Source organism: Nocardia sp. NPDC058244 (assembly GCF_042882065.1).
In the GTDB taxonomy this organism is placed as follows: domain Bacteria; phylum Actinomycetota; class Actinomycetes; order Mycobacteriales; family Mycobacteriaceae; genus Nocardia.
This window is the reverse complement of record NZ_JBHVWX010000001.1, coordinates 36,933-56,820: the sequence shown is the minus strand read 5'-3', so window position 1 is coordinate 56,820 and position 19,888 is coordinate 36,933. Positions and strand designations below refer to the sequence as shown.

Below are 19,888 nucleotides of genomic sequence, written 5' to 3'. Positions count from 1 at the left end.
GACGTCGATCCTGGACGCCGCAGTAGTCAGGTGATGGATCGGCCTCGTTCGCCGACGTGAAGTCGCCGAATGAGCGCTGTCCAAGGGGTCAGGTGTCGCCGGAAGTCAACGAGCAGGTACGCGGGGGGAGAACGCGGCAGGTCGCCGCACACCGCGATCGCTCGTTCGTGCTGGAGAACGGCAGCGACAAGGAACTGCTGGCCGCCCATGTCCGTGGCGAGCCGCACGCCTTCGCCGAGCTGCTGCGCAGGCACAAGGACCATCTGTGGCAGACCGCGCTGCGCACCTCCTACAGCCGCGAGGACGCCGCCGATTCGCTCCAGGACGCGCTGCTGTCCGCGCATCGCACCGCGAGCTCGTTCCGGGCCGAGGCCGAGGTACGCAGCTGGCTGCACGCCATCGTCGTCAACGCCTGTCTGGACCGGATCCGCCGCAACAAGACCCGCCGCGCGATCTCCATCACACCCGAGACCATGCCCGAGGCGATCGAGCCGCGCGACGAGTTCGCCGAGTACGAACTGTCGACCGTCGTCGGCGAGGCGCTGTTCACACTGCCGGAGGATCAGCGGCTCGCCCTGGTCATGGTCGAAATGGAAGGCCGCAGCGTGGCCGAAACCGCCGCCGCGCTCGGCGTGGCGGAGGGCACTATCAAGAGCCGATGCTCCCGAGCGCGCGTACGTTTGCAAGAACGTTTGGAATTTTTCCGGGATCCGGGGAACCGGATCTAGCCCGGATGCGTCATTAACAGTGACGAACAAGTCAGCGATGTAAATCCTGCGATCCGATATCGACAGAACAGGGGAGGTGCGAGGGTGTCTCGATCCGTGCCGCAGCCTCCGTTCCCGTCGGAACTGCTGGCCGATCTGCATGGCGACAACCTCGCGGCCGAACTGCGCGAGCAACTCCTGCCACAGGTCAGCGCCGACCCAGACGCGCTGCACTACCTGAACCAGCTCGACGAGGTGAACACGCACCTCCGCGCACTCGGCGCCGACGACCGGATCATGCACCGCATGCCCGACGACATCGCCGACCGCATGTTCCGATTCGTCGCCGATCTGGACGCCGACACGGGCGACGGACCGACAGACCGCTTGACAACAATTTCCCCGCCGGACGGACCGACCGATCGGCTGACGACCATCCCGCAGGCCCAGCCGGACGGCCCCACCGACCGGCTGTCGACGATGTCGATCCCGCTGCCCCCGCCGCGGCCACCCGTCGACGCGCCGGTCTCCCTGGCGCGGTACCGATCCCGGCGCCGCGCGGGCTGGCTCGCCGCGGCGGCCGCCTCCGTCGCCGTCATCGCGGGTGTCGGCGCGGTCGTCACCACGATCGACACCACCGACGGCACCCCGACCGCGGCACCGTTCACCGAACCGGACACCACGGGTGACGAGCTCACCACCGCCGCGGCGCTCAGCGCGCTCGGCAAGCGCGAGGTGACCGGCCCGCTGGCCGACGAGGCGGCGCTGGCCCGCTGTGTCCAGGCAAACGGCGTCGACCGCACGGTGCTCGGTGCGTCGAGCATCACCTTCCGCGGTACCGACGCGGTGCTCGTGCTCGTCATCGGGCCCAAGCCGCCGACCATCACCGCGCTGGTCGTCGGCGCGGGCTGCACCACCGGGGCGCCCGAACAGCTAGCCCTGCGCGATATCGGCTGACACGGTGCTTCCCGGGCAGTCCCGCAACCCCGGGAACAACACCGTTTAGGCTGTTGTTGACCGACACGTCCCCAGCTTGTCTTTTCGGAAGGGCCCCATGAGCACGCCAGTTCGCGACCTGATCATCGTCGGCTCAGGACCCGCCGGTTACACGGCAGCCGTCTACGCCGCCCGCGCGGAACTGCAGCCGCTGGTCTTCGAAGGCACCCAGTTCGGTGGCGCCCTGATGACCACCACCGAGGTCGAGAACTTCCCCGGCTTCCGCGAGGGCATCATGGGCCCCGACCTGATGGAGCAGATGCGTGAGCAGGCCAAGCGTTTCGGCGCCGACCTGCGCACCGAGGACGTCGACGCGATCGACCTGTCCGGCCCCATCAAGAAGGTGACCGTCGGCGACGAGACCTTCGAGGCCTACGCCATCATCCTCGCGATGGGCTCGGCCGCCCGCTACCTGAACGTGCCGGGTGAGCAGGACCTGCTCGGCCGCGGTGTGAGCGCCTGCGCCACCTGCGACGGCTTCTTCTTCAAGGGCCAGGACATCGTGGTGGTCGGCGGTGGCGACTCGGCCATGGAGGAAGCGACCTTCCTCACCAAGTTCGCGGCCAGCGTCACCGTGGTGCACCGGCGCGAGGAGTTCCGCGCCTCGCGGATCATGCTCGAGCGCGCGAAGGCCAACGAGAAGATCAAGTTCCGGCTCAACGCCGAAGTGGTGAAGGTCAACGGCGAGACGAGCGTCACCAGCCTGACCCTGCGCGACACCCGCACCGGCGAGGAGTCCGAGCTCGCCGCGACCGGCCTGTTCGTCGCCATCGGCCACGACCCGCGCAGCGAACTGGTCAAGGGCCAGGTCGCGCTCGACGGCGAGGGCTACGTGCAGGTCACCGATCCGGGTACCGCCACCGACGTGGCAGGCGTGTTCGCCGCGGGCGACCTGGTCGACCACACCTACCGCCAGGCGATCACCGCCGCTGGCACCGGCTGCCGCGCCGCGATCGACGCCGAGCGCTGGCTCGCCGAGCAGGGTGACATCACCGCCAACACCCTCGAGAACGCCGACGGCCCGGCAGCGGTGTCCACCAACTGATTTCGAGCACTTCGAGTTCCACCCCAGCAAGGAGTACAGCCATGGCCGAGAGCGCCAACACCATCACCGTCACCGACCAGTCCTTCGCCGATGACGTTCTGCTCAGCGAGAAGCCGGTGCTGGTCGACTTCTGGGCCGACTGGTGCGGTCCGTGCAAGATGGTCGCCCCCGTGCTGGAGGAGATCGCAGGCACCCACGCCGACAAGCTGACCATCGCCAAGCTCGACACCGAGGCCAACCCCGGCGCGGCGCGCGATTACCAGATCCTGTCCCTCCCGACGATGATCCTGTTCCAGGGCGGCAAGCCGGTGAAGCAGATCGTCGGCGCCAAGGGCAAGGCGGCGCTGCTGCGCGAACTCGACGGTCTCATCTGACCAGCGGTCTGATAAAGCACCTCCTACCGGCCGACGCGCCGTAGGATGCCTGGACCCGGGATTCCCGTAATACGGCCCGGGTCTGAGACAATCGAGGCGACGCTCCGGCCGAAGGAAAGGGCTCTCAAGCATGCACCGACTTCGTCACGGCGATTCAGGACCAGCCGTAGCAGAGGTTCGGAGCACCCTCGCAAGCCTGGGCTTCCTGCATCCCCAGCACGGCGATTACTGGAAGGACACCGACGCGGAGTTCGACCGGCCGCTGGACTCGGCGGTGCGCGCGTTCCAGCAGCAACGCGGTCTGCTCGTCGACGGTGTGGTCGGTCCGGCCACCTACCGCGCGCTGAAGGAAGCCTCCTACCGCCTGGGTGCCCGCACACTGATCTACCAGCTGTCCGCGCCGCTCTACGGTGACGATGTCGCGACCCTGCAGCGCAAGCTGCAGGACCTCGGCTTCTACGTGCACCGGGTCGACGGCTACTTCGGCCCGCACACCCACGACGGTCTCAGCGCCTTCCAGCGCGAGATCGGCCTGTCCGCCGACGGCATCTGCGGTCCCGACACACTGCGTTCGCTGGATCTGCTCGGCGCGCGCGTCACCGGTGGCAACCCGCATCGCATCGCCGAGGAAGAGGTCGTGCACCGGGCGGGTCCGCAGCTCACCGGCAAGCGCATCGTCATCGATCCCGGGTTCGGCGGCGCCGACAAGGGTTTCGCGGTGCCGACCGAGTTCGGTGACGTCTTCGAGTCGGAGATCCTCTGGGATCTGGCCTCGCGGCTCGAGGGCCGGATGGCCGCCACCGGCATGGAGACGTTCCTGTCCCGGCCGTGGGGCGCCAACCCCACCGATGTCGAACGGGCCGACACCTCCAACGCCTTCGACGCCGACCTGATGATCTCGCTGCGCTGCGCCACCAGCGACAACCCGTCCGCGAAGGGCGTGGCCGGCTTCTACTTCGGCAACTCGCACGGCTCGGTCTCGATGATCGGCCAGGTGCTGGCCGGCTTCATCCAGCGCGAGGTCGTCGCCCGCACCTCGGTGCAGGACTGCCGGACCCATCAGCGCACCTGGGACCTGCTGCGGCTCACCAAGATGCCGACCGTGCAGGTCGACCTCGGCTACCTCACCAACGAGTACGACGCCTCGGTGCTCACCAACCCGCGCATGCGTGACGTGATCGCCGAAGCCATCCTCATCTCGGTGAAGCGGCTGTACCTGCTCGGCCAGGACGACCAGCCCACCGGCACCTACACCTTCGCCGAGCTGCTCGCCGAAGAGCTGGCCGCCGCGGACGCGGGCAACGTGCCAGCCCCGCGCGTCTGACAGACCCCCGAAACGACCAACGGCCCTGCGGTTTCCGCAGGGCCGTTGTCGTCTGTCCGCCTCAGAGCACGCCGACGCGGGTGGGCGGCACCATCGACGCCGCCGCGAGAAGCTGGTCCAGGGCGCGCTCGACGTCTTCCTTCCAGCCGTGGTCGGAGTCGAGCTCCAGCCGCAGGCGGGGGAAACGATGATGCGGCGCCACCACCTCGAAACCGACGTCGGCCAGGAAATCGGCGTCGATCATGCAGGTTTCGGGGGTGCACTGGGTCGCCGCCGCCGGATCGCGCAGCGGTGCCGCGATCCGTTCCATCAGCCGCATGGACGAGCCGAGCCCACGGTCGGCCAGCGAACTGGTCGATGGCCCGTTGCGAATGCCGAACGCCTCGATCGCGCGCACGCCACGGCGCACCAGATCGGCCACCACGCCCTGAATCAGCCGGTGGGCTACATCGGCCTCCTCGTAGGGGAATTCGGCCTGCAGCGTGGTCAGCAGGACCGCGTCCGGGCTCACGGGGGAGGTGGGGAACAGGGTCGACCGGGGGACCGCACTCGGGGGCGAGTACAGCGCGCAGCCGGCGATGTTGTTGTCGACATGCGCCAGCTGACCGCACGAGCCCCACTCGAGCATCACGGTCGAGAGCCAGGCCTCCTTCTCGAAGACCGGATCGCTGAAAGCATGGGAGTCGGCAGCGACGGCTGGATCGAGCTCCCAGAACACACACCGCCGGGTGTGCGCGGGTAACTGATCGAGGTTGTCGAGAGTCAATGCTGCGACGCTGGTCGACACCGCTCTGCTCAGCCTCCAGCTCTCGGATTCATCCACGCTCACGCCACATCACTATCCACAGTAATGCCGCCTCTTTCAATTATGTAGAAAGAATGGGAGTGCCCCGTCACAGTGACGTTTCAGGACCGATTTGCTGCTCCATCAGCGCCACAATGCGCTCGAGGTCTTCGACGGAACCGAACTCGACAACGATCTTGCCTTTACGCTTTCCGAGGCTGACCGTGACCCGGGTGTCGTAGGAGCCCGACAGCCGCTCGGCCACTTCTTGCAGGCCCGGCATGTGGATCGGCTTACGCTTCGGCGCCGGGGGAGCGACCTCCGAAGGGTTGCGGTTCGCCAGCGTCACCGCTTCCTCGGTGGCCCGGACCGACAATCCCTCGGCGACGATCCGCGCCGCCAACACTTCCTGCGCGTCGGCTCCGGCATCCAAGCCGAGCAGCGCCCTGGCATGTCCGGCCGAGAGCACCCCGGCCGCCACCCGACGCTGCACGGGGATCGGCAGCTTCAGCAGTCGGATCATATTCGTCACCACCGGCCGCGAACGACCGATTCGCGAGGCCAATTCCTCGTGGGTGACATCGAATTCCTCGAGCAGCTGCTGATAGGCGGCCGCCTCTTCGAGCGGGTTCAGCTGCACGCGGTGGATGTTCTCCAGCAGCGCGTCGCGGAGCATCGAGCCGTCGGCGGTGTCGCGGATGATCGCCGGGATCGTCGTGAGGCCGGCTTCCTGGCACGCGCGCCACCGGCGCTCGCCCATGACCAACTGGAACTTGTCGATGCCCGGTTCGAGCCGCCGCACCACGATCGGCTGCATCAGCCCGAATTCGCGGATGGAGTGCACCAGCTCCGCCAGCGCCTCCTCCTCGAAGACCTGACGCGGCTGCTTGGGGTTCGGCTCGATCTGCTCGGCGGGCACCTCGCGGTAGACCGCGCCGCCGGGGGAGGCGAGCTCTTCCTCCTCCGGTTCGGGTTCGGCATCCGGGACGCGATGCAGGAACGCCTCGGCCGGCTGCGGGCCGATCGGATTGATCCCGATCACGCTCGCCGCGGCACTACTGAGACCCGGCGCCGTCGCCGCCGGACCCGTCGGGATCAGTGCGGCCAAGCCGCGCCCGAGACCGCCCTTTTTCGCCTGACTCATCGGCTACCGATCCCTTCCTCGTTCCAACACACCACTACGACGCGTCCTGGCGCAGTTGGGCGCGGGCGGCGAGCTCGCGCCCCGCGTCCAGGTAGCTCATCGCACCGCGGGAGCCTGGATCATAATCGAGCACGGTCATTCCGTAGCCCGGCGCCTCCGAGACCTTCACGCTGCGCGGGATCATCGACTTGAGGACGACGTCGCCGAAGTGGTTGCGCACTTCCTCGGCCACCTGGTCGGCCAGCTTGGTGCGGCCGTCGTACATCGTCAGCAGCACGGTCGAGACGTGGAGTTCCGGGTTGAGGTGCGCCTGCACCAGCCCGATATTGCGGAGCAGCTGACCGACGCCCTCCAGTGCGTAGTACTCGCACTGAATCGGGATCAGCACTTCCTTGGCCGCCACGAGCGCGTTCACCGTGAGCAGGCCGAGGGAGGGCGGGCAGTCGATCAGGACATAGTCGATGTCGTATCCGGCGAGAGCAGCCTCGTGGATGGCGGTCTTCAATCGTCCCTCGCGCGCGACCATCGAGACGAGTTCGATCTCGGCGCCGGCGAGGTCGATCGTCGCCGGGATGCACAGCAGCCGCTCGCCGTGCGGGCTCTGCTGAATCGCGTCCTTGACCGACACCTCGCCGATGAGCAGTTCGTAGCTCGACGGCACCCCGGAGTGATGCGCGACGCCCAGCGCCGTACTCGCATTGCCCTGCGGATCGAGATCGACGACGAGAACCGTCATGCCCTGGTGCGCTAGCGCCGCAGCGAGATTGACCGTCGTCGTGGTCTTACCCACGCCGCCCTTCTGGTTCGCGATGGTGATGATCCGTTGCTCGCGGGGTTTCGGCACAGTGACCTTTCCTGGATGCAGAATCTGGCTGGCGCGTTGCGCTTCCGCCGCGATCGGGGTCTCGGCCGGGGAGATGTGCCCGAAAGGAGTGTTCCCGAACGTCTCCGCGTCGAAGTTGCTGGAATCCAGCATCCCCGGGACCCGCGACGCTGTTTCCCGTGAAACATTCGCCGGACCGCTCGACATAGACAGCTCCTAACCCGAGAAACTTCAGATCACGTTCTCCCGACCGAGCGTCGGCGCCGTGTCATCACAAACAAGATCGGCGGCGTCCGGCCACTGCCACGGTGGCTCCCGGCGCGCACGCCCGACTGTGAACAGCTTGCCAGCACTGCGACAGATAGGAAAGCTGAATCGCGGCACGCCGAGAAGGACACACCCAAGTTCGCGCAAATCGGTTTCCGGATCGATGTTTCACGGGAAACACGGGGGAGTGGTGGGCCGAAATCGGATGGCCGATCAGCCCTTCCAGCCCGCCACGCGACCCTGGGCGCGCCCGTCCGAACCGTCCGCGCGGTGATCACCACCGGGTACAGGTCCGCGGCTCGGCACCGACTTTCCCCCCTCTCCGCGGCACCGCCTTTCCCCCTCTCCGCGGCACCGACTTTCCCCTCTCCGCGGCGGCGGGATTCCTCGCTCCCACGGCACCGACTTTCCCCGCTCCCGCACCATCAACTTTCCCCGCTCCCGCAGCGGCGGGATTCCCCACTCCCGAGTCAGCGGCGTGGCACGACGCCCAGCCGGTGTGCGAGCACCTCACCGCAGCCCCTCGGCGCTGGCCGCCGTGAGGCACTTGCTAGCCGGCGCAGAGAGATCGGCACGATAGCGCCGCCGGTTGTGGCTGATCTCCCGGCACCTGACCGAGCCGCATCGCAGCACGAGATCACGCGGAGCGGCCTCGTCACGTACCACGTCGAGACGCTCGAATATCCGGCCACCGCACTGGAACCGACGACGGTCCCCGCCGCCAAACTTCGAGCCGCATCCACGCCGTGCCCCGTGGGCAAGGTCGGCGACGCTCTGCGCAGCGCTGGCATCCGCGTCCGAAATACGTCGACGCCACCGGACAACCAGAACAGGCCAAGTCCTGAAACCTCGATGCGGTCTTCCGAATACCGAACGATCCGCCCGCCTTCAGACAGGCCGCGCACGGTGACCACCCTCGCAGACCGAACCGACACCGTCACCGCTCGCGGACCCGACCACCACGGCGAGACTCATTGCGAGACGGCCGTGCTGGATGATCCCAGCCACGTCCTCGGAACCGACCGCCGGATGTCACCACGAGACGTCCTCGACCGCCTCGTCCGCCACCGAGCGGAAACCCGTTCAGCGACGGCCGGTCCAGACCTTCCTCCCGGCCCCGGTCCCGTGCACTCTCCTCCGCCACCACCGCGGCACTGCTCGACGGCAGAGTGGCGAGCCAGCCGTCCATGCCGCAGTGGCGAACCAACCGTTCGCACCGGAGCGGCGAGCCAGCCGCCCACGGCGAAGCGGCAAGCCAGCCACCCGTTCACGCCAGAGCGCAAGCCACCCGTTCACGCCAGAGCGCCGAGCCTGCCGTTCACGCCAGAGCGGCGAGCCTGCCGTTCACGCCAGAGCGGCGAGCCTGCCGTTCACGCCAGAGCGGCGAGCCTGCCGTTCACGCCAGAGCGGCGAGCCTGCCGTCCACGCCAGAGCGGCGAGCCTGCCGTCCACGCCGGAACGGCGAGTCAGCCGTCCACGCCGGAACGGCAAGTCAGCCGCCCACGCCGGAACGCCGAGCCTGTCACAGTGGCGAAGCGGCGAGCCTCCCGTTCGCGGCTGAGCGACGAGTCAGCCATCCCCGCCAGAGCATCGAGCCACCCGCCCACGGCGAAGCGGCAAGCCAGCCGCCCACGCCAGAGCGCCGGGCCTGTCGCCGCGCCGGAACGCCGAGCCACCCGTTCACGCCAGAGCGCGAACCACCCGTTCAGGCCAGAGCGCGAACCACCCGTCCACGCCGGAACGCCGAACCACCCGTCCACGCCGGAACGCCGAACCAGCCGCCCGCGCCGGAACGCCGAGCCAGCCGCCCGCGCCAGATCGGCGAGCCACCCGTCCACGCCGGAGCACCAAGCCAGCGGCCCACGGTGAAGCGGTGAGCCAACTGTCCGTGCCAGAGCGGCGAGCCGCGCGCCGTCACCACCTGACTGGTCGACCGGCTGACCGCACTGCTGGGGACTGCGCCCACCTACTGCTCGACTCCTCGATCAACTACAGTCCGCGTGGCCGACCGCGAGTCGTGCGGTCCGTCGGCGGCGATCGTCCGCGGCGACTTCCAGGGCGACCATTGCCGGGCGGCGGGGGAGTAGATCACCGTCCTCGACCTTGCCGACGCGCATCATGGTCACCCCACGATCGACGGCCGCCTCATGAACTTCCCCTCGGCTGATCTCGCCCGTCGCTCACGGACCGCACGGATCGGCTCGCCGCCCTCGGCTTCGCGACGTTCTTCACGGGCGCCGCGTGATCGACGGACTCCCGCGATCTTGCAGTCGGCCGATCGCACCCCGTCTGCTCCGGAAACGGGAGGATCGATGAGCGACCGCACCCGACCGCTAGGCCGAGAGACGATTCACCATCCGATCCCGAGCATCGATTACCGCCGCACCCCGCTGTGCCGAGCCGTCCACCCCACCGAGCCGAGCCGCGCACGCCGCCGGGCCCCGCTGCGCCGAGCTGTCCGCCCCGCTGCGCCGAGCCGTCTGCGGCGCCGCGCCATTGCCAACATCGAGCCGTCCGCGTCGCCACGCCACACCCAGCTGCGCTGAGCCGTCCGTGCCGGCGCGTCATTGCCACCACTCAGCCGACCGCGTCGCCGAACTACGCCCACCTGTACCAAGAAGCCTTGAGCGCGATTTGTCGCGTGAACGGATCTATCACTGAGACGATCCGGCCGAAGTAGTCCGATGGATGACTACCCGGGCCGACCGGCTCGCCGAGCTGGCCGAGATGCCATGACGGTCCGCCGAAGGCCTAGGCTCGAACGCCAGAATCACGCACCGCCGCGTTCCACGTGAAACAGTTCAGCGGGGGCGGTTTGCGGCATGCCGTCGCAACCATCGAATTTCGACCCGATTCGACCCTAGGCAACGACCCTCAGCCATTTTCGTCACGTTACGAAACGTGAATTACCGCTTCCGCGACTTTTTCTCCGCACCCGCGACTTTTCGCCCACCCCGACGGGTCGGGCGCTCGGCGCGGGGGAGCAGTTCGGCACTGATCACCAGAGTCGGCACCTCCACGATGCCGGCGCCGCATCCGACCACCCGGAGATCGGTGGCACCGTCGCGGATCAGTTCGGCACCGTCACGCTCGAGTTCCTCGGCAGCGCTCGTGCCCTTGAGCGCGAGCATCCGACCGTGGTCGCGGAGGAGGGGGAGGGACCAGTGCGCGAGCTTCGCGAGCGGCGCGACCGCGCGTGAGGTGACGACGTCCGCGCCGCCGGCTTCCTTGATGACGCCGGACTGCTCGGCGCGTCCACGAACCACGGTGACGTTCTGGAGCCCGACCTCTTCGGTGAACTCACCCAGAAACACGGTGCGCCGAAGCAGCGGCTCGACGAGGGTGATGCGGAGGTCCGGCCGGGCGATGGCCAAGGGGATGCCGGGGAGTCCGGCGCCGCTGCCGACATCGACGACCGACGCGCCCTCTTCGATCAGCTCGCCGACCACGGCGCAGTTGAGGATGTGGCGCTCCCAGAGGCGGGGGACTTCGCGCGGGCCGATGAGGCCGCGCTCCACGCCGGCGGTGGCCAGTGCCGCGCAGTAGCGGCGGGCGAGGTCCAGGCGGTCGCCGAACACCCGCGCGGCAGCGGCGGGCGGTTCCAGCTCGGCGGACAGCGCACCCAGTTCGAGTTCCACGTGAAACATCCTTCCGAGTGGTGGTCGATCGCAATAGGGCATGAATAAGGCCCCCGGTCCGAGACCGGAGGCCCTATCACACCAAACGTGGTCGCGGCGGAATCAGCCTACTCGGGCACTACCACCACATGACGATTCGGCTCGACACCTTCGCTCTCGCTCGCCACGCCGTCGATATCGGCGACGGCGTCGTGGACGATCTTGCGCTCGAACGGGGTCATCGCCGACAGCGCCTCGGGCTTGCCCGACTCGAGCACCCGCTTCGCCGCGGCGACACCGAGCTCGCTCAGATCGGTGCGACGCTGCGCGCGCCAGCCGGCCACATCGAGCATCAGGCGGCTGCGGACGCCGGTCGCCTGCTGCACCGCCAGGCGGGTCAGCTCCTGCAGCGCGTCGAGAACTTCGCCGTTGCGTCCGACGAGCTTGGTCAGATCGCGGCCACCATCGATGCTCACGACGGCGCGGTCACCCTCGACATCGAGGTCGATATCGCCGTCGAAATCGAGCACGTCCAGCAGCTGCTCGAGGTAGTCGCCCGCGATCTCGCCCTCTTCGATCAACGCTTCTTCGGCGTCGTTCACGACGTCAACAGTCGTCGCCACAGTGGCGTCCCCTCCGTCGGTCTCGGTCTCAACAGTCATTGGATTCCTCTATCCGATCGCCACTCAGCGCTTACGCTTCTGGTTCGCGCGGCCGCGGTTACCCGGCCGCTTCTGGCCGCCCGGCCTGCGCTGGCCGCCACCCTGCTTGGCGGTCTGCTTGGCGGTGCCGTTGGTCGAGGCGGTGCCGTTGGTCGACGACTCGTCGGCGGCGGCGTCCTGCGGACGCTTGCGGACGTCGACCGGCTTGGCGCCGGGCTTCGGTGCGTTCTGCGCCCGCTGCTCCAGCTTCTTCGCCTTCTTCTCTTCCTCTTCCTTCTCCATGCGGCCGAACACCAGGTGCTGCTGACCGTAGGTCCAGATGTTGTTCGCCACCCAGTAGATCAGGATGCCGATCATCAGGAAGGGGCCACCGACGAGCACGCCGAGCGGGAAGACCCACAGCGACAGCTTGTTCATGATGGCGGCCTGCGGGTTCGCGGCGGCTTCCGGCGTCTGGCGCTCGACGGAGGCGCGGGCGTTGAAGTGCGTCGCCAGACCGGCGATCACCATCAGCGGGATCGCGACGAGGGCGATGGTGAGCTTGGTCGGGGTACCGCCCCACTCGGCGAAGGCTTCCAGCTCGCTCTGCGGCATCGTGATGAACGACGCGATCGGCGCACCGAAGATGCGGGCGCTCAGGAACGACTGGACGTCGGCCGCGGAGAAGATGTAGTTCGGGGTGTGCGCGTTGTCGTACGCGGACATCCCCAGCTGACCGAAGCCGTGGCCGGTGCGGTTGAACGAACGGAGCACGTGGAAGAGACCGAGGAACACGGGCACCTGCACGAGCACCGGCAGACAGCCCATCAGCGGGTTGAAGCCGTGTTCCTTCTGCAGCTTCTGCATCTCCCGCGCCATGGTCTCGCGGTCGTTCTTGTACTTCTTCTGCAGCTCCTTGATCTGGGGCTGCAGCTCCTGCATCTGCTTGGTGGTGCGCACCTGCTTCACGAACGGCTTGTAGAGCACGAGCCGCAGCGTGAAGACCAGGAAGACGATGGCGAGGCTCCAGGCGAGCCCGCTGTCGGCTCCGAACACGAAGCCGAAGGCTTTGTGCCAGAACCACAGAATCGCGGATACCGGCCAATAGATGATGTCGAGCACGGCTCTAGGTACTCCCGTCGTTCGTATCGCCGATCAGCGCGGGCGATGACTTTGTGCAGGCATTCGACCCGCGCTCTGGCACGGGATCCCACCCTCCAGGGTGCCAGGGCGCGCATTTCGCGAGGCGCACGACCGTCAGTGCCGATCCGACGAACAGCCCGCGCGTGCGCAGGGCGGTCACCGCGTATTCACTGCAGGTGGGAGTGAACCGGCAGATCGGCATCCGGGTGGGGGAGACATAGGTCCGGTACAGCTCGATCAGGAAGATCAGCGTGTTCGCGGGTAGCCGGGTGAGGGTCCTCATCGCCGCTCACCGGCCGGGGTGCGACCGAGCGCGGGCTCCGGTGCACTACGCAAACCGAGCTTGCGTAGTCCGGTGCGCAGCTGGCGCAGCAACTCGGCGGAGTCGGCGGTGGCCGCACCGGGCAGCGCCCGGATCACGACATCGGTACCGGCCGGCAGTTCGTCGACGATCTGGCCGCACATATGACGCAGGCGGCGGGCCACCCGGTGGCGAACCACCGCGTTACCCACCGCCTTGCTCACAATCAGCCCGAACCGCGGACCGCCTACCCGGATCAGGGAATCGACGTCGGCGACATCGTCGTACGTGTGCGTGAACGCGTGTACGACGAGATCTCGCCTCCCGATTCGCTGACCGCGGCGCACCGTGCGGGAGAATTCGGCACGGTGGTGCAACCGATACGGCTCAGGCAACACCCGAGCGTCCGACTACGCGCGATCAGGCAGTCAGTTCGGCACGGCCCTTACGGCGACGCGCCGAAACGATGGCGCGACCCGCACGGGTGCGCATCCGGAGGCGGAAGCCGTGCACGCGCGCCCGACGACGGTTGTTCGGCTGGAACGTCCGCTTGCCCTTGGCCACGGTCAACACTCCTCGAGTTGGTGGGCACCGTTCGGCGCCCGAAGTCTGTTCAATGATTCGGATGTCTGCGCAGCGGACCGCGGTCTACACGCAGAAAGCCTTGGCGATCGACGTGCAGCACACAGCCGCCACCGCGCCAAGGGGTGACTGTACGAGGGTACTGATACCGCTACGCAGGGTCAAACTCGGCCCCCAAAGCACGTGCGCCAGGCACGATGTCCAGATTACCGGACCCCGGCGCGGCACCTCGAGCTGGGCCGACCTGGGGCGACACGCCCGGGGAGCACTGACGCATCGGCCGACTTTTCGTGAGTTCGTCCACACCTCTGGCCTTCTGCGGCGGCTACCGCTAACCTCTGTAGCCGGGGGATTGCTGAAGAACCGCAGGTCCAGCCCCATTCACTGCCACACGCTGGCAGATTCCCTCTATCCCCAGGTTTGTCCACATCTGTGGATAATTGTGTGGAAAGACGGCCGGAGTGGCATATTCGTAGGGCCGACGGTGCCCGCGCCGCAGTCCGGATTCTGGGACCGCACGGCGTTCGAACCGGCTTCGGTTGTACGCAGGATCACTGGATTCCACCTGTTCACAGGTGGTTACCTGCGTGCGCCCGGCCGTGGGCCCCAACAAACCGGTCCGGGGAGGACGCTGTATGGACGACGAGCAGAATGTGCTGGCCACAGTATGGCCAGAGGTGGTTGCCGAGCTCACCACCGGCTCGGCCGACGGCGCCATCCCCGCGGTCAGTCGCGCGCAGCAGGCCTGGCTGAAGCTGGTCAAACCGCTCACCGTCGCCCAAGGCTTCGCGTTGCTGTCGGTTCCGTCCTCGCTGGCGCAGGAGGCGATCGAGCGTGATCTGCGCGAGCCGATCCTGCGCTCGCTGGGTCGCCGGCTCGGTCCGCAGGTCGAGGGATTGGGTGTGCGCATCGCCGCGCCGAGCCCGGCCGCGGGGGAGCGGGCGGGCAGCTCGCCCCGGCACGCCAGGATGACCAGCCGACCGGAGCGCCCGCGCGAGCAGGTGCGCCCGCCGACCGGCTACCCCGGCCCCGATTTCAGTGTTCCCGACTACGCCGCGCGTGGTGAGTACGGCCGCCCCCGCTACGGCGCGGGCGAGTACCCCGCGGGCAACGGCGAGTACGGCGGCGACTATCCGGGCGGGCAGGAGTATCCGCCCACCGGGGAGTACGGCAACAGCTACGGCGGCCGCGAGTACCCCGCGCAGCCGGGTGAGTACGGCGGCGAGCGCCCCGATTACGCCGGTCATCGCGAGTATCAGGCCGAGCCGGAGTACCGGCAGCCCGAACCGGAGTACTCCGCGCAGCCGGACTACCAGCAGCAGCCCGAGTACCCGCAGCAGGCGGACTACGCGCCGACACCGGAGTACGGCCAGGCCCCGGAGTTCCAGCCCGAGCGCCCCGAGTTCCCCGGCACCGATTTCGAACCGACCGCGGTCTATCGGGTGCCCGACTTCGCCAACGGCGAGTTCGGCGGACGCGGGGAGTTTCCCGGCGGCCGTCCCGAGCAGCGGCAGGCCGAGTCCGCGCCGCCCGCGCGGCGGGAGCAGTCCGGTCCGACCCGGCGTGAGCACATCCCGCCGGGCCAGGAGTCGCTGTTCACCCCGGACCCGCCGCCGCAGCGCGCGCCGAGCCGGAGCCGTGGTCCGCAGCCGGAGGAGCCGATCGCCGCGCGGGCCGAGGAAGCCCCCGCCGAGGTCGCGCCGGAACCGCTGCGCCCGGGGACGCCCGGTGCCGAGCCCGCCGACGACGAGCCGGTGGTCGACGCCCGCAACAACTGGCCGACCTACTTCAACAAGTCGCCCGAGGCCCCGCCGCAGGCGTCGTCCTCGGCGAGCCTGAACGCCAAGTACACGTTCGAGACGTTCGTCATCGGCGCGTCGAACCGGTTCGCGCACGCCGCCGCGGTCGCCATCGCGGAAGCGCCGGCGCGGGCCTACAACCCGCTGTTCGTGTGGGGTGCCTCGGGTCTGGGCAAGACGCATCTGCTGCACGCGGCCGGGCACTACGCGCAACGGCTGTTCCCCGGCATGCGGGTGAAGTACGTCTCCACCGAGGAGTTCACCAACGACTTCATCAACAGCCTGCGCGACGACCGCAAGGTCGCGTTCAAGCGGCGCTACCGCGAGACCGACATCCTGCTGGTCGACGACATCCAGTTCATCGAGGGCAAGGAAGGCATCCAGGAGGAGTTCTTCCACACCTTCAACACCCTGCACAACGCGAACAAGCAGATCGTCGTCTCCTCCGACCGCCCGCCCAAGCAGCTGGCGACGCTGGAGGAGCGGCTGCGGACCCGCTTCGAGTGGGGCCTGATCACCGACGTGCAGCCGCCCGAACTGGAGACCCGCATCGCGATCCTCCGCAAGAAGGCGCGGATGGACCGGCTCGATGTGCCGCACGACGTACTCGAGCTGATCGCCAGCCGGGTGGAGCGCAACATCCGTGAGCTCGAGGGCGCGCTGATCCGGGTGACGGCCTTCGCCTCGCTCAACGGCCAGCCGCTGGATCTCTCGCTGGCCGAGGTCGTGCTGCGCGATCTCATGCCCGACACCGCGGCGCTGGAGATCAACGCGGCGACGATCATGGCCGTCACCGCTGAGTACTTCAATACGACGCTGGAGGAACTGACCGGGCCCGGCAAGGCAAGGCCGCTCGCGCAGGCCCGCCAGATCGCGATGTACCTGTGCCGCGAGCTCACCGATCTGTCGCTGCCCAAGATCGGGCAGGCGTTCGGTCGCGACCACACGACGGTGATGTACGCGGAGAAGAAAGTGCGCAAGGAGATGACCGAGCGCCGCCGCGTCTACGACCAGGTGCAAGAACTCACAGCCCGGATCAAACAGCGCTCGCGCTGATTTCATCCACACCCTCGAACACCGCCCTGACCTGGGGCGGTGTTCTTTTTTGCCCTGTGGATTCCTCGAGGAATCCCTGTGGAGTCCTCGAGGAATCCTCGAGTAGTGCACCGGTTGGCGCACAGGGGCTGGGGAGCGAGCTGGGGGTGTTCACTCACAGGAAGTTGTCCACATCGTCCACAGCCGGATTCACTCACACCTCCACGGTCCCTCCGACCTGCGACGTCGGCGGATCGGCCCTGTGGATTCCTCGAGGAATCCGTGTGGAGTCCTCGAGGAATCCACCTGGTTGCCACCACCCTGCCCCCGCGTGTGAACAACAGGGTGAATCCGGTGGAACAACTCGAGGACTACTCGAGGATGGAAATGGGACAACTTCGGGAGTCCACAGACGCCCTCGGTTCATCCTCGAGACACCCCACGGCCATCCCCATCCCGACGTGCGCTCTGACCTGCGGATTCGGTCGAAGTCCACAGATTCCACAGTGCCTACTACTACTTCAGTTCTCTTTCTTGAAGAGATCTCTTCAAAACAGGGTGTGTGGAAAGTCGGTCGGGGAGGCTCGGCTCGGTCGGTGCTCCACTCACAAGCGGCAAGGAGGAGAGGGGACGGGTAGGGAGGGCGCGATCGGCTGGGAGGGTCGATGCGGACTTCCCGCGATGCCCGGGTACCGTTTGGTTGTCGGCTTGTTGTGCGAGACTCAGTGCGCGGCCGACGCAGCACCTCAACTCCGCTGAACACCCCGCACACGGATTCGAAACTCGGAGAGGACAAATCGGGCGATGGAGCTTGCGAGCATGAAGTTTCGGGTCGCCCGAGAGGATTTCGCCGAGTCGGTGGCCTGGGTGGCGCGCAGCCTCCCCTCCCGTCCTCCCGTGCCTGTTCTCGGCGGTGTGCTGCTGGTCGCCGACGAGAACGGCCTGACCGTCTCCGGCTTCGACTACGAGGTCTCCGCGCAGATGCGGGTGGCCGCCGAGGTCGCCGGTCCCGGCCAGGTGCTGGTCTCCGGCCGGCTGCTCGCCGACATCACCAAGGCTCTGTCCAACAAGCCGGTCGATGTCTCCGTCGACGGCACGCGCGTGCTCATCGCCTGCGGTAGTGCCAAGTTCTCCCTGCCGACCATGCCGGTCGAGGACTATCCCCAGCTGCCCGAGGTACCGCAGCAGACCGGTGAGCTCGGTGTGGATGTGTTCGCCGAGGCGGTCGGCCAGGTCGCCGTCGCCGCGGGCCGCGACGACACGCTCCCCATGCTCACCGGCATCCGGGTCGAGATCGAGGGCAACGACGTGGTGCTGGCCGCCACCGACCGCTTCCGCCTGGCCGTGCGCCACCTGCAGTGGCAGCCCACCCGCCCCGACATCGAGACCGCCGTGCTCATCCCGGCGCGCACGCTGTCCGAGGCAGCCAAGACCCTCGGCGCCACCGACGCGCCCGTGCAGCTCTCGCTGGGCACCGGCGGCGGGGCCGACGGCCTGCTCGGCATCGTCAACGCGGGCAGGCGCACCACCACCCGCCTGCTCGACGCGGAATTCCCCAAGTTCCGCCAGTTGCTCCCCAAGGAGCACACCTCCATCGCCACGCTGCCCGTCGCGGCGCTGTCCGAGGCGATCAAGCGCGTCGCCCTGGTGGCCGAGCGCGGTGCCCAGGTGCGGCTGGAGTTCTCCACCGACGGCGTGCTGCTGTCGGCGGGTGGGGACGACGCGGGCCGCGCCGAGGAATGGCTGGAGGCCGACTTCCGTGGTGAGCCGCTGACCATCGCCTTCAACCCCGGCTACCTGACCGAAGGTCTGTCGGCGCTGCACGCGGACCGGGTCACCTTCGGTTTCACCACCCCGAGCCGTCCCGCCGTGCTGCTGCCCGCCTCCGACGAGGAGCCCAAGGTGCTCGAGTCCGGTGCGTTCGCGGCGCTGGAGAGCCAGTACATCTACCTGCTGATGCCGGTCCGGCTGCCCGGCTGAGCCGGCCCGCCCGCGTAACCCGGCATGTTCATTCGTGCGCTGTCGGTCCGTGATTTCCGGTCGTGGGAACACGCCGAGCTCGAGTTGTCCCCAGGGCGCACGGTGCTGCTGGGGGCGAACGGCAATGGCAAGACCAACCTGCTCGAGGCGATCGGTTACCTGGCGACGCTGGGCTCGCATCGGGTCTCCGCCGACGCCCCGCTGATACGGATGGGGGCCACGCAGGCGCGGATCGGGGCGACCGTGGTCAATACCGGCCGCGAACTGCGCGTCGATGTTGAGCTCAAGCAGGGCAGCGCCAACCGGGCCCAGATCAACCGGTCGCCGGTGCGCCGGTCCAGGGAGATCCTCGGGATCCTGCAGACCGTGCTGTTCGCGCCGGAGGACCTGTCGCTGGTGCGCGGTGACCCGGGGGAGCGCAGACGGTTCCTCGACGAGTTGTGCACAGCCCGCCTGCCCAGGCTGGCCGGCGTGCGCGCGGACTACGACAAGGTGCTGCGCCAGCGCTCGGCCCTGTTGAAAACCGCTGGGCGCCATGTGCGTTCCCGCGCCGACCTGAGCACCCTCGACGTGTGGGACGGACATCTGGCCGAACACGCGTCGGTGCTGCTGGCCCAGCGATTGCGCCTGGTCCACGACCTGTATCCGTATCTGGCGCAGGCCTATCGGTCGATCGCGCCCGAATCACGTCCCGCGGCAATCGCTTACCGATCGGGTTACCTGCCGCCCGAATTGCTCGACCCGGCCAGGGAGCCGGGGGCCGACGATGTGGCCCAGCTGCACGAGATCGTGCTGCGCGAGCTCGCCGCCGCCAGGACCCGTGAGCTCGAACGCGGTGTGTGCCTGGTCGGCCCGCATCGTGACGACCTGGATCTGCTGCTCGGCAGCGCGCCGGCCAAGGGCTTCGCCAGTCACGGCGAGTCCTGGTCGTTCGCGCTGGCGCTGCGGCTGGCCTCGTTCGAACTGCTGCGCAGCGCGGGCACCGAGCCGGTGCTGCTGCTCGACGACGTGTTCGCCGAACTGGATCGGCGCAGGCGGACCGCGCTGGCCGAGGTGGCCGCCGGCGCGGAGCAGGTGCTCATCACCGCCGCGGTGGCCGAGGACGTGCCGTCCGAGCTGGCCGCCGAACCACTGCGGGTGCAAACGACCGGCGAAGCCGACCGGCGCACCTCGCGGATCGTCACCGAGGTGGCCGAACAATCCGAAGATATGCACAGATAGCGATAGTTATCAACAGCATCCTGTGGAAAACCGGCAACATGCTGGACATATGCCGGATCGCCCCGGGCGGTGCTGTCGGTGCCGCGGCGTAGACTCGGTCCGCAC

17 protein-coding genes are annotated in these 19,888 nt (G+C 68.2%); 8 read left to right on the top strand and 9 right to left on the bottom strand.

The window, feature by feature from the left end; translation table 11 throughout:
- Window positions 1–167 precede the first annotated feature (167 nt).
- From sigM to ACFVW6_RS00250, 5 genes are all read left to right on the top strand, one after another.
- Complete coding sequence (gene sigM, locus ACFVW6_RS00270) at window positions 168–728, top strand: RNA polymerase sigma factor SigM (RefSeq protein WP_355275454.1); 561 nt, start codon at window positions 168–170, stop codon at window positions 726–728.
- 96 nt (window positions 729–824) lie between these two features.
- Window positions 825–1,664, top strand: a complete 840-nt coding sequence (locus tag ACFVW6_RS00265; RefSeq protein ID WP_378824518.1) for a hypothetical protein — start codon at window positions 825–827, stop codon at window positions 1,662–1,664.
- 97 nt (window positions 1,665–1,761) lie between these two features.
- Window positions 1,762–2,748 (top strand): thioredoxin-disulfide reductase, encoded by a 987-nt coding sequence (gene trxB / locus ACFVW6_RS00260; protein WP_355275326.1) that lies wholly within the window; start codon window positions 1,762–1,764, stop codon window positions 2,746–2,748.
- A 41-nt stretch (window positions 2,749–2,789) separates the two neighbouring features.
- Window positions 2,790–3,122 carry a thioredoxin gene (trxA, locus tag ACFVW6_RS00255; RefSeq protein WP_019050115.1) on the top strand — a complete coding sequence of 111 codons (333 nt, stop codon included), beginning with the start codon at window positions 2,790–2,792 and terminating at the stop codon, window positions 3,120–3,122.
- A 130-nt stretch (window positions 3,123–3,252) separates the two neighbouring features.
- Window positions 3,253–4,446, top strand: coding sequence for an N-acetylmuramoyl-L-alanine amidase (locus ACFVW6_RS00250; protein ID WP_355275328.1), 1,194 nt, complete (start codon window positions 3,253–3,255; stop codon window positions 4,444–4,446).
- 61 nt (window positions 4,447–4,507) lie between these two features.
- On the opposite strand, the gene ACFVW6_RS00245 is transcribed toward ACFVW6_RS00250, so the two are convergent.
- From ACFVW6_RS00245 to rpmH, 9 genes are all read right to left on the bottom strand, one after another.
- A complete protein-coding gene (locus tag ACFVW6_RS00245) occupies window positions 4,508–5,233 on the bottom strand; it encodes a GNAT family N-acetyltransferase (RefSeq protein WP_378825663.1) in 726 nt (241 codons plus the stop codon).
- A gap of 106 nt (window positions 5,234–5,339) precedes the next feature.
- The gene (locus tag ACFVW6_RS00240; protein WP_378824521.1) at window positions 5,340–6,374 is read right to left on the bottom strand and encodes a ParB/RepB/Spo0J family partition protein; all 1,035 of its coding nucleotides are present in this window, start codon (window positions 6,372–6,374) and stop codon (window positions 5,340–5,342) included.
- A 34-nt stretch (window positions 6,375–6,408) separates the two neighbouring features.
- The gene (locus ACFVW6_RS00235; RefSeq protein WP_378824523.1) at window positions 6,409–7,350 is read right to left on the bottom strand and encodes a ParA family protein; all 942 of its coding nucleotides are present in this window, start codon (window positions 7,348–7,350) and stop codon (window positions 6,409–6,411) included.
- A gap of 3,020 nt (window positions 7,351–10,370) precedes the next feature.
- Window positions 10,371–11,111, bottom strand: coding sequence for a 16S rRNA (guanine(527)-N(7))-methyltransferase RsmG (gene rsmG, locus ACFVW6_RS00230; protein WP_378824525.1), 741 nt, complete (start codon window positions 11,109–11,111; stop codon window positions 10,371–10,373).
- 98 nt (window positions 11,112–11,209) lie between these two features.
- A complete protein-coding gene (locus tag ACFVW6_RS00225) occupies window positions 11,210–11,743 on the bottom strand; it encodes a protein jag (RefSeq protein ID WP_218722267.1) in 534 nt (177 codons plus the stop codon).
- A gap of 24 nt (window positions 11,744–11,767) precedes the next feature.
- Window positions 11,768–12,844: a membrane protein insertase YidC gene (gene yidC / locus ACFVW6_RS00220; protein WP_355275337.1), complete on the bottom strand. Its 1,077-nt coding sequence runs from the start codon at window positions 12,842–12,844 to the stop codon at window positions 11,768–11,770.
- Between the two features lie 4 nt (window positions 12,845–12,848).
- A complete protein-coding gene (gene yidD / locus ACFVW6_RS00215) occupies window positions 12,849–13,148 on the bottom strand; it encodes a membrane protein insertion efficiency factor YidD (RefSeq protein ID WP_355275339.1) in 300 nt (99 codons plus the stop codon).
- Window positions 13,145–13,564: a ribonuclease P protein component gene (gene rnpA / locus ACFVW6_RS00210; protein WP_378824529.1), complete on the bottom strand. Its 420-nt coding sequence runs from the start codon at window positions 13,562–13,564 to the stop codon at window positions 13,145–13,147. The genes yidD and rnpA overlap by 4 nt, the downstream gene beginning before the upstream one ends.
- A gap of 22 nt (window positions 13,565–13,586) precedes the next feature.
- The gene (gene rpmH, locus ACFVW6_RS00205) at window positions 13,587–13,730 is read right to left on the bottom strand and encodes a 50S ribosomal protein L34 (RefSeq protein ID WP_005516618.1); all 144 of its coding nucleotides are present in this window, start codon (window positions 13,728–13,730) and stop codon (window positions 13,587–13,589) included.
- Window positions 13,731–14,383: 653 nt separating this feature from the next.
- Here rpmH and dnaA point away from each other — a divergent pair.
- The 3 genes from dnaA to recF all read left to right on the top strand — a co-directional run bounded on the left by dnaA (window position 14,384) and on the right by recF (window position 19,783).
- Window positions 14,384–16,603, top strand: a complete 2,220-nt coding sequence (gene dnaA, locus ACFVW6_RS00200; protein WP_355275343.1) for a chromosomal replication initiator protein DnaA — start codon at window positions 14,384–14,386, stop codon at window positions 16,601–16,603.
- A 783-nt stretch (window positions 16,604–17,386) separates the two neighbouring features.
- Window positions 17,387–18,562 carry a DNA polymerase III subunit beta gene (gene dnaN / locus ACFVW6_RS00195; RefSeq protein ID WP_355275345.1) on the top strand — a complete coding sequence of 392 codons (1,176 nt, stop codon included), beginning with the start codon at window positions 17,387–17,389 and terminating at the stop codon, window positions 18,560–18,562.
- Between the two features lie 24 nt (window positions 18,563–18,586).
- On the top strand, window positions 18,587–19,783 hold the full coding sequence (recF, locus tag ACFVW6_RS00190; protein ID WP_378824534.1) for a DNA replication/repair protein RecF: 1,197 nt from the start codon (window positions 18,587–18,589) through the stop codon (window positions 19,781–19,783).
- The last annotated feature ends 105 nt before the right edge of the window (window positions 19,784–19,888 follow it).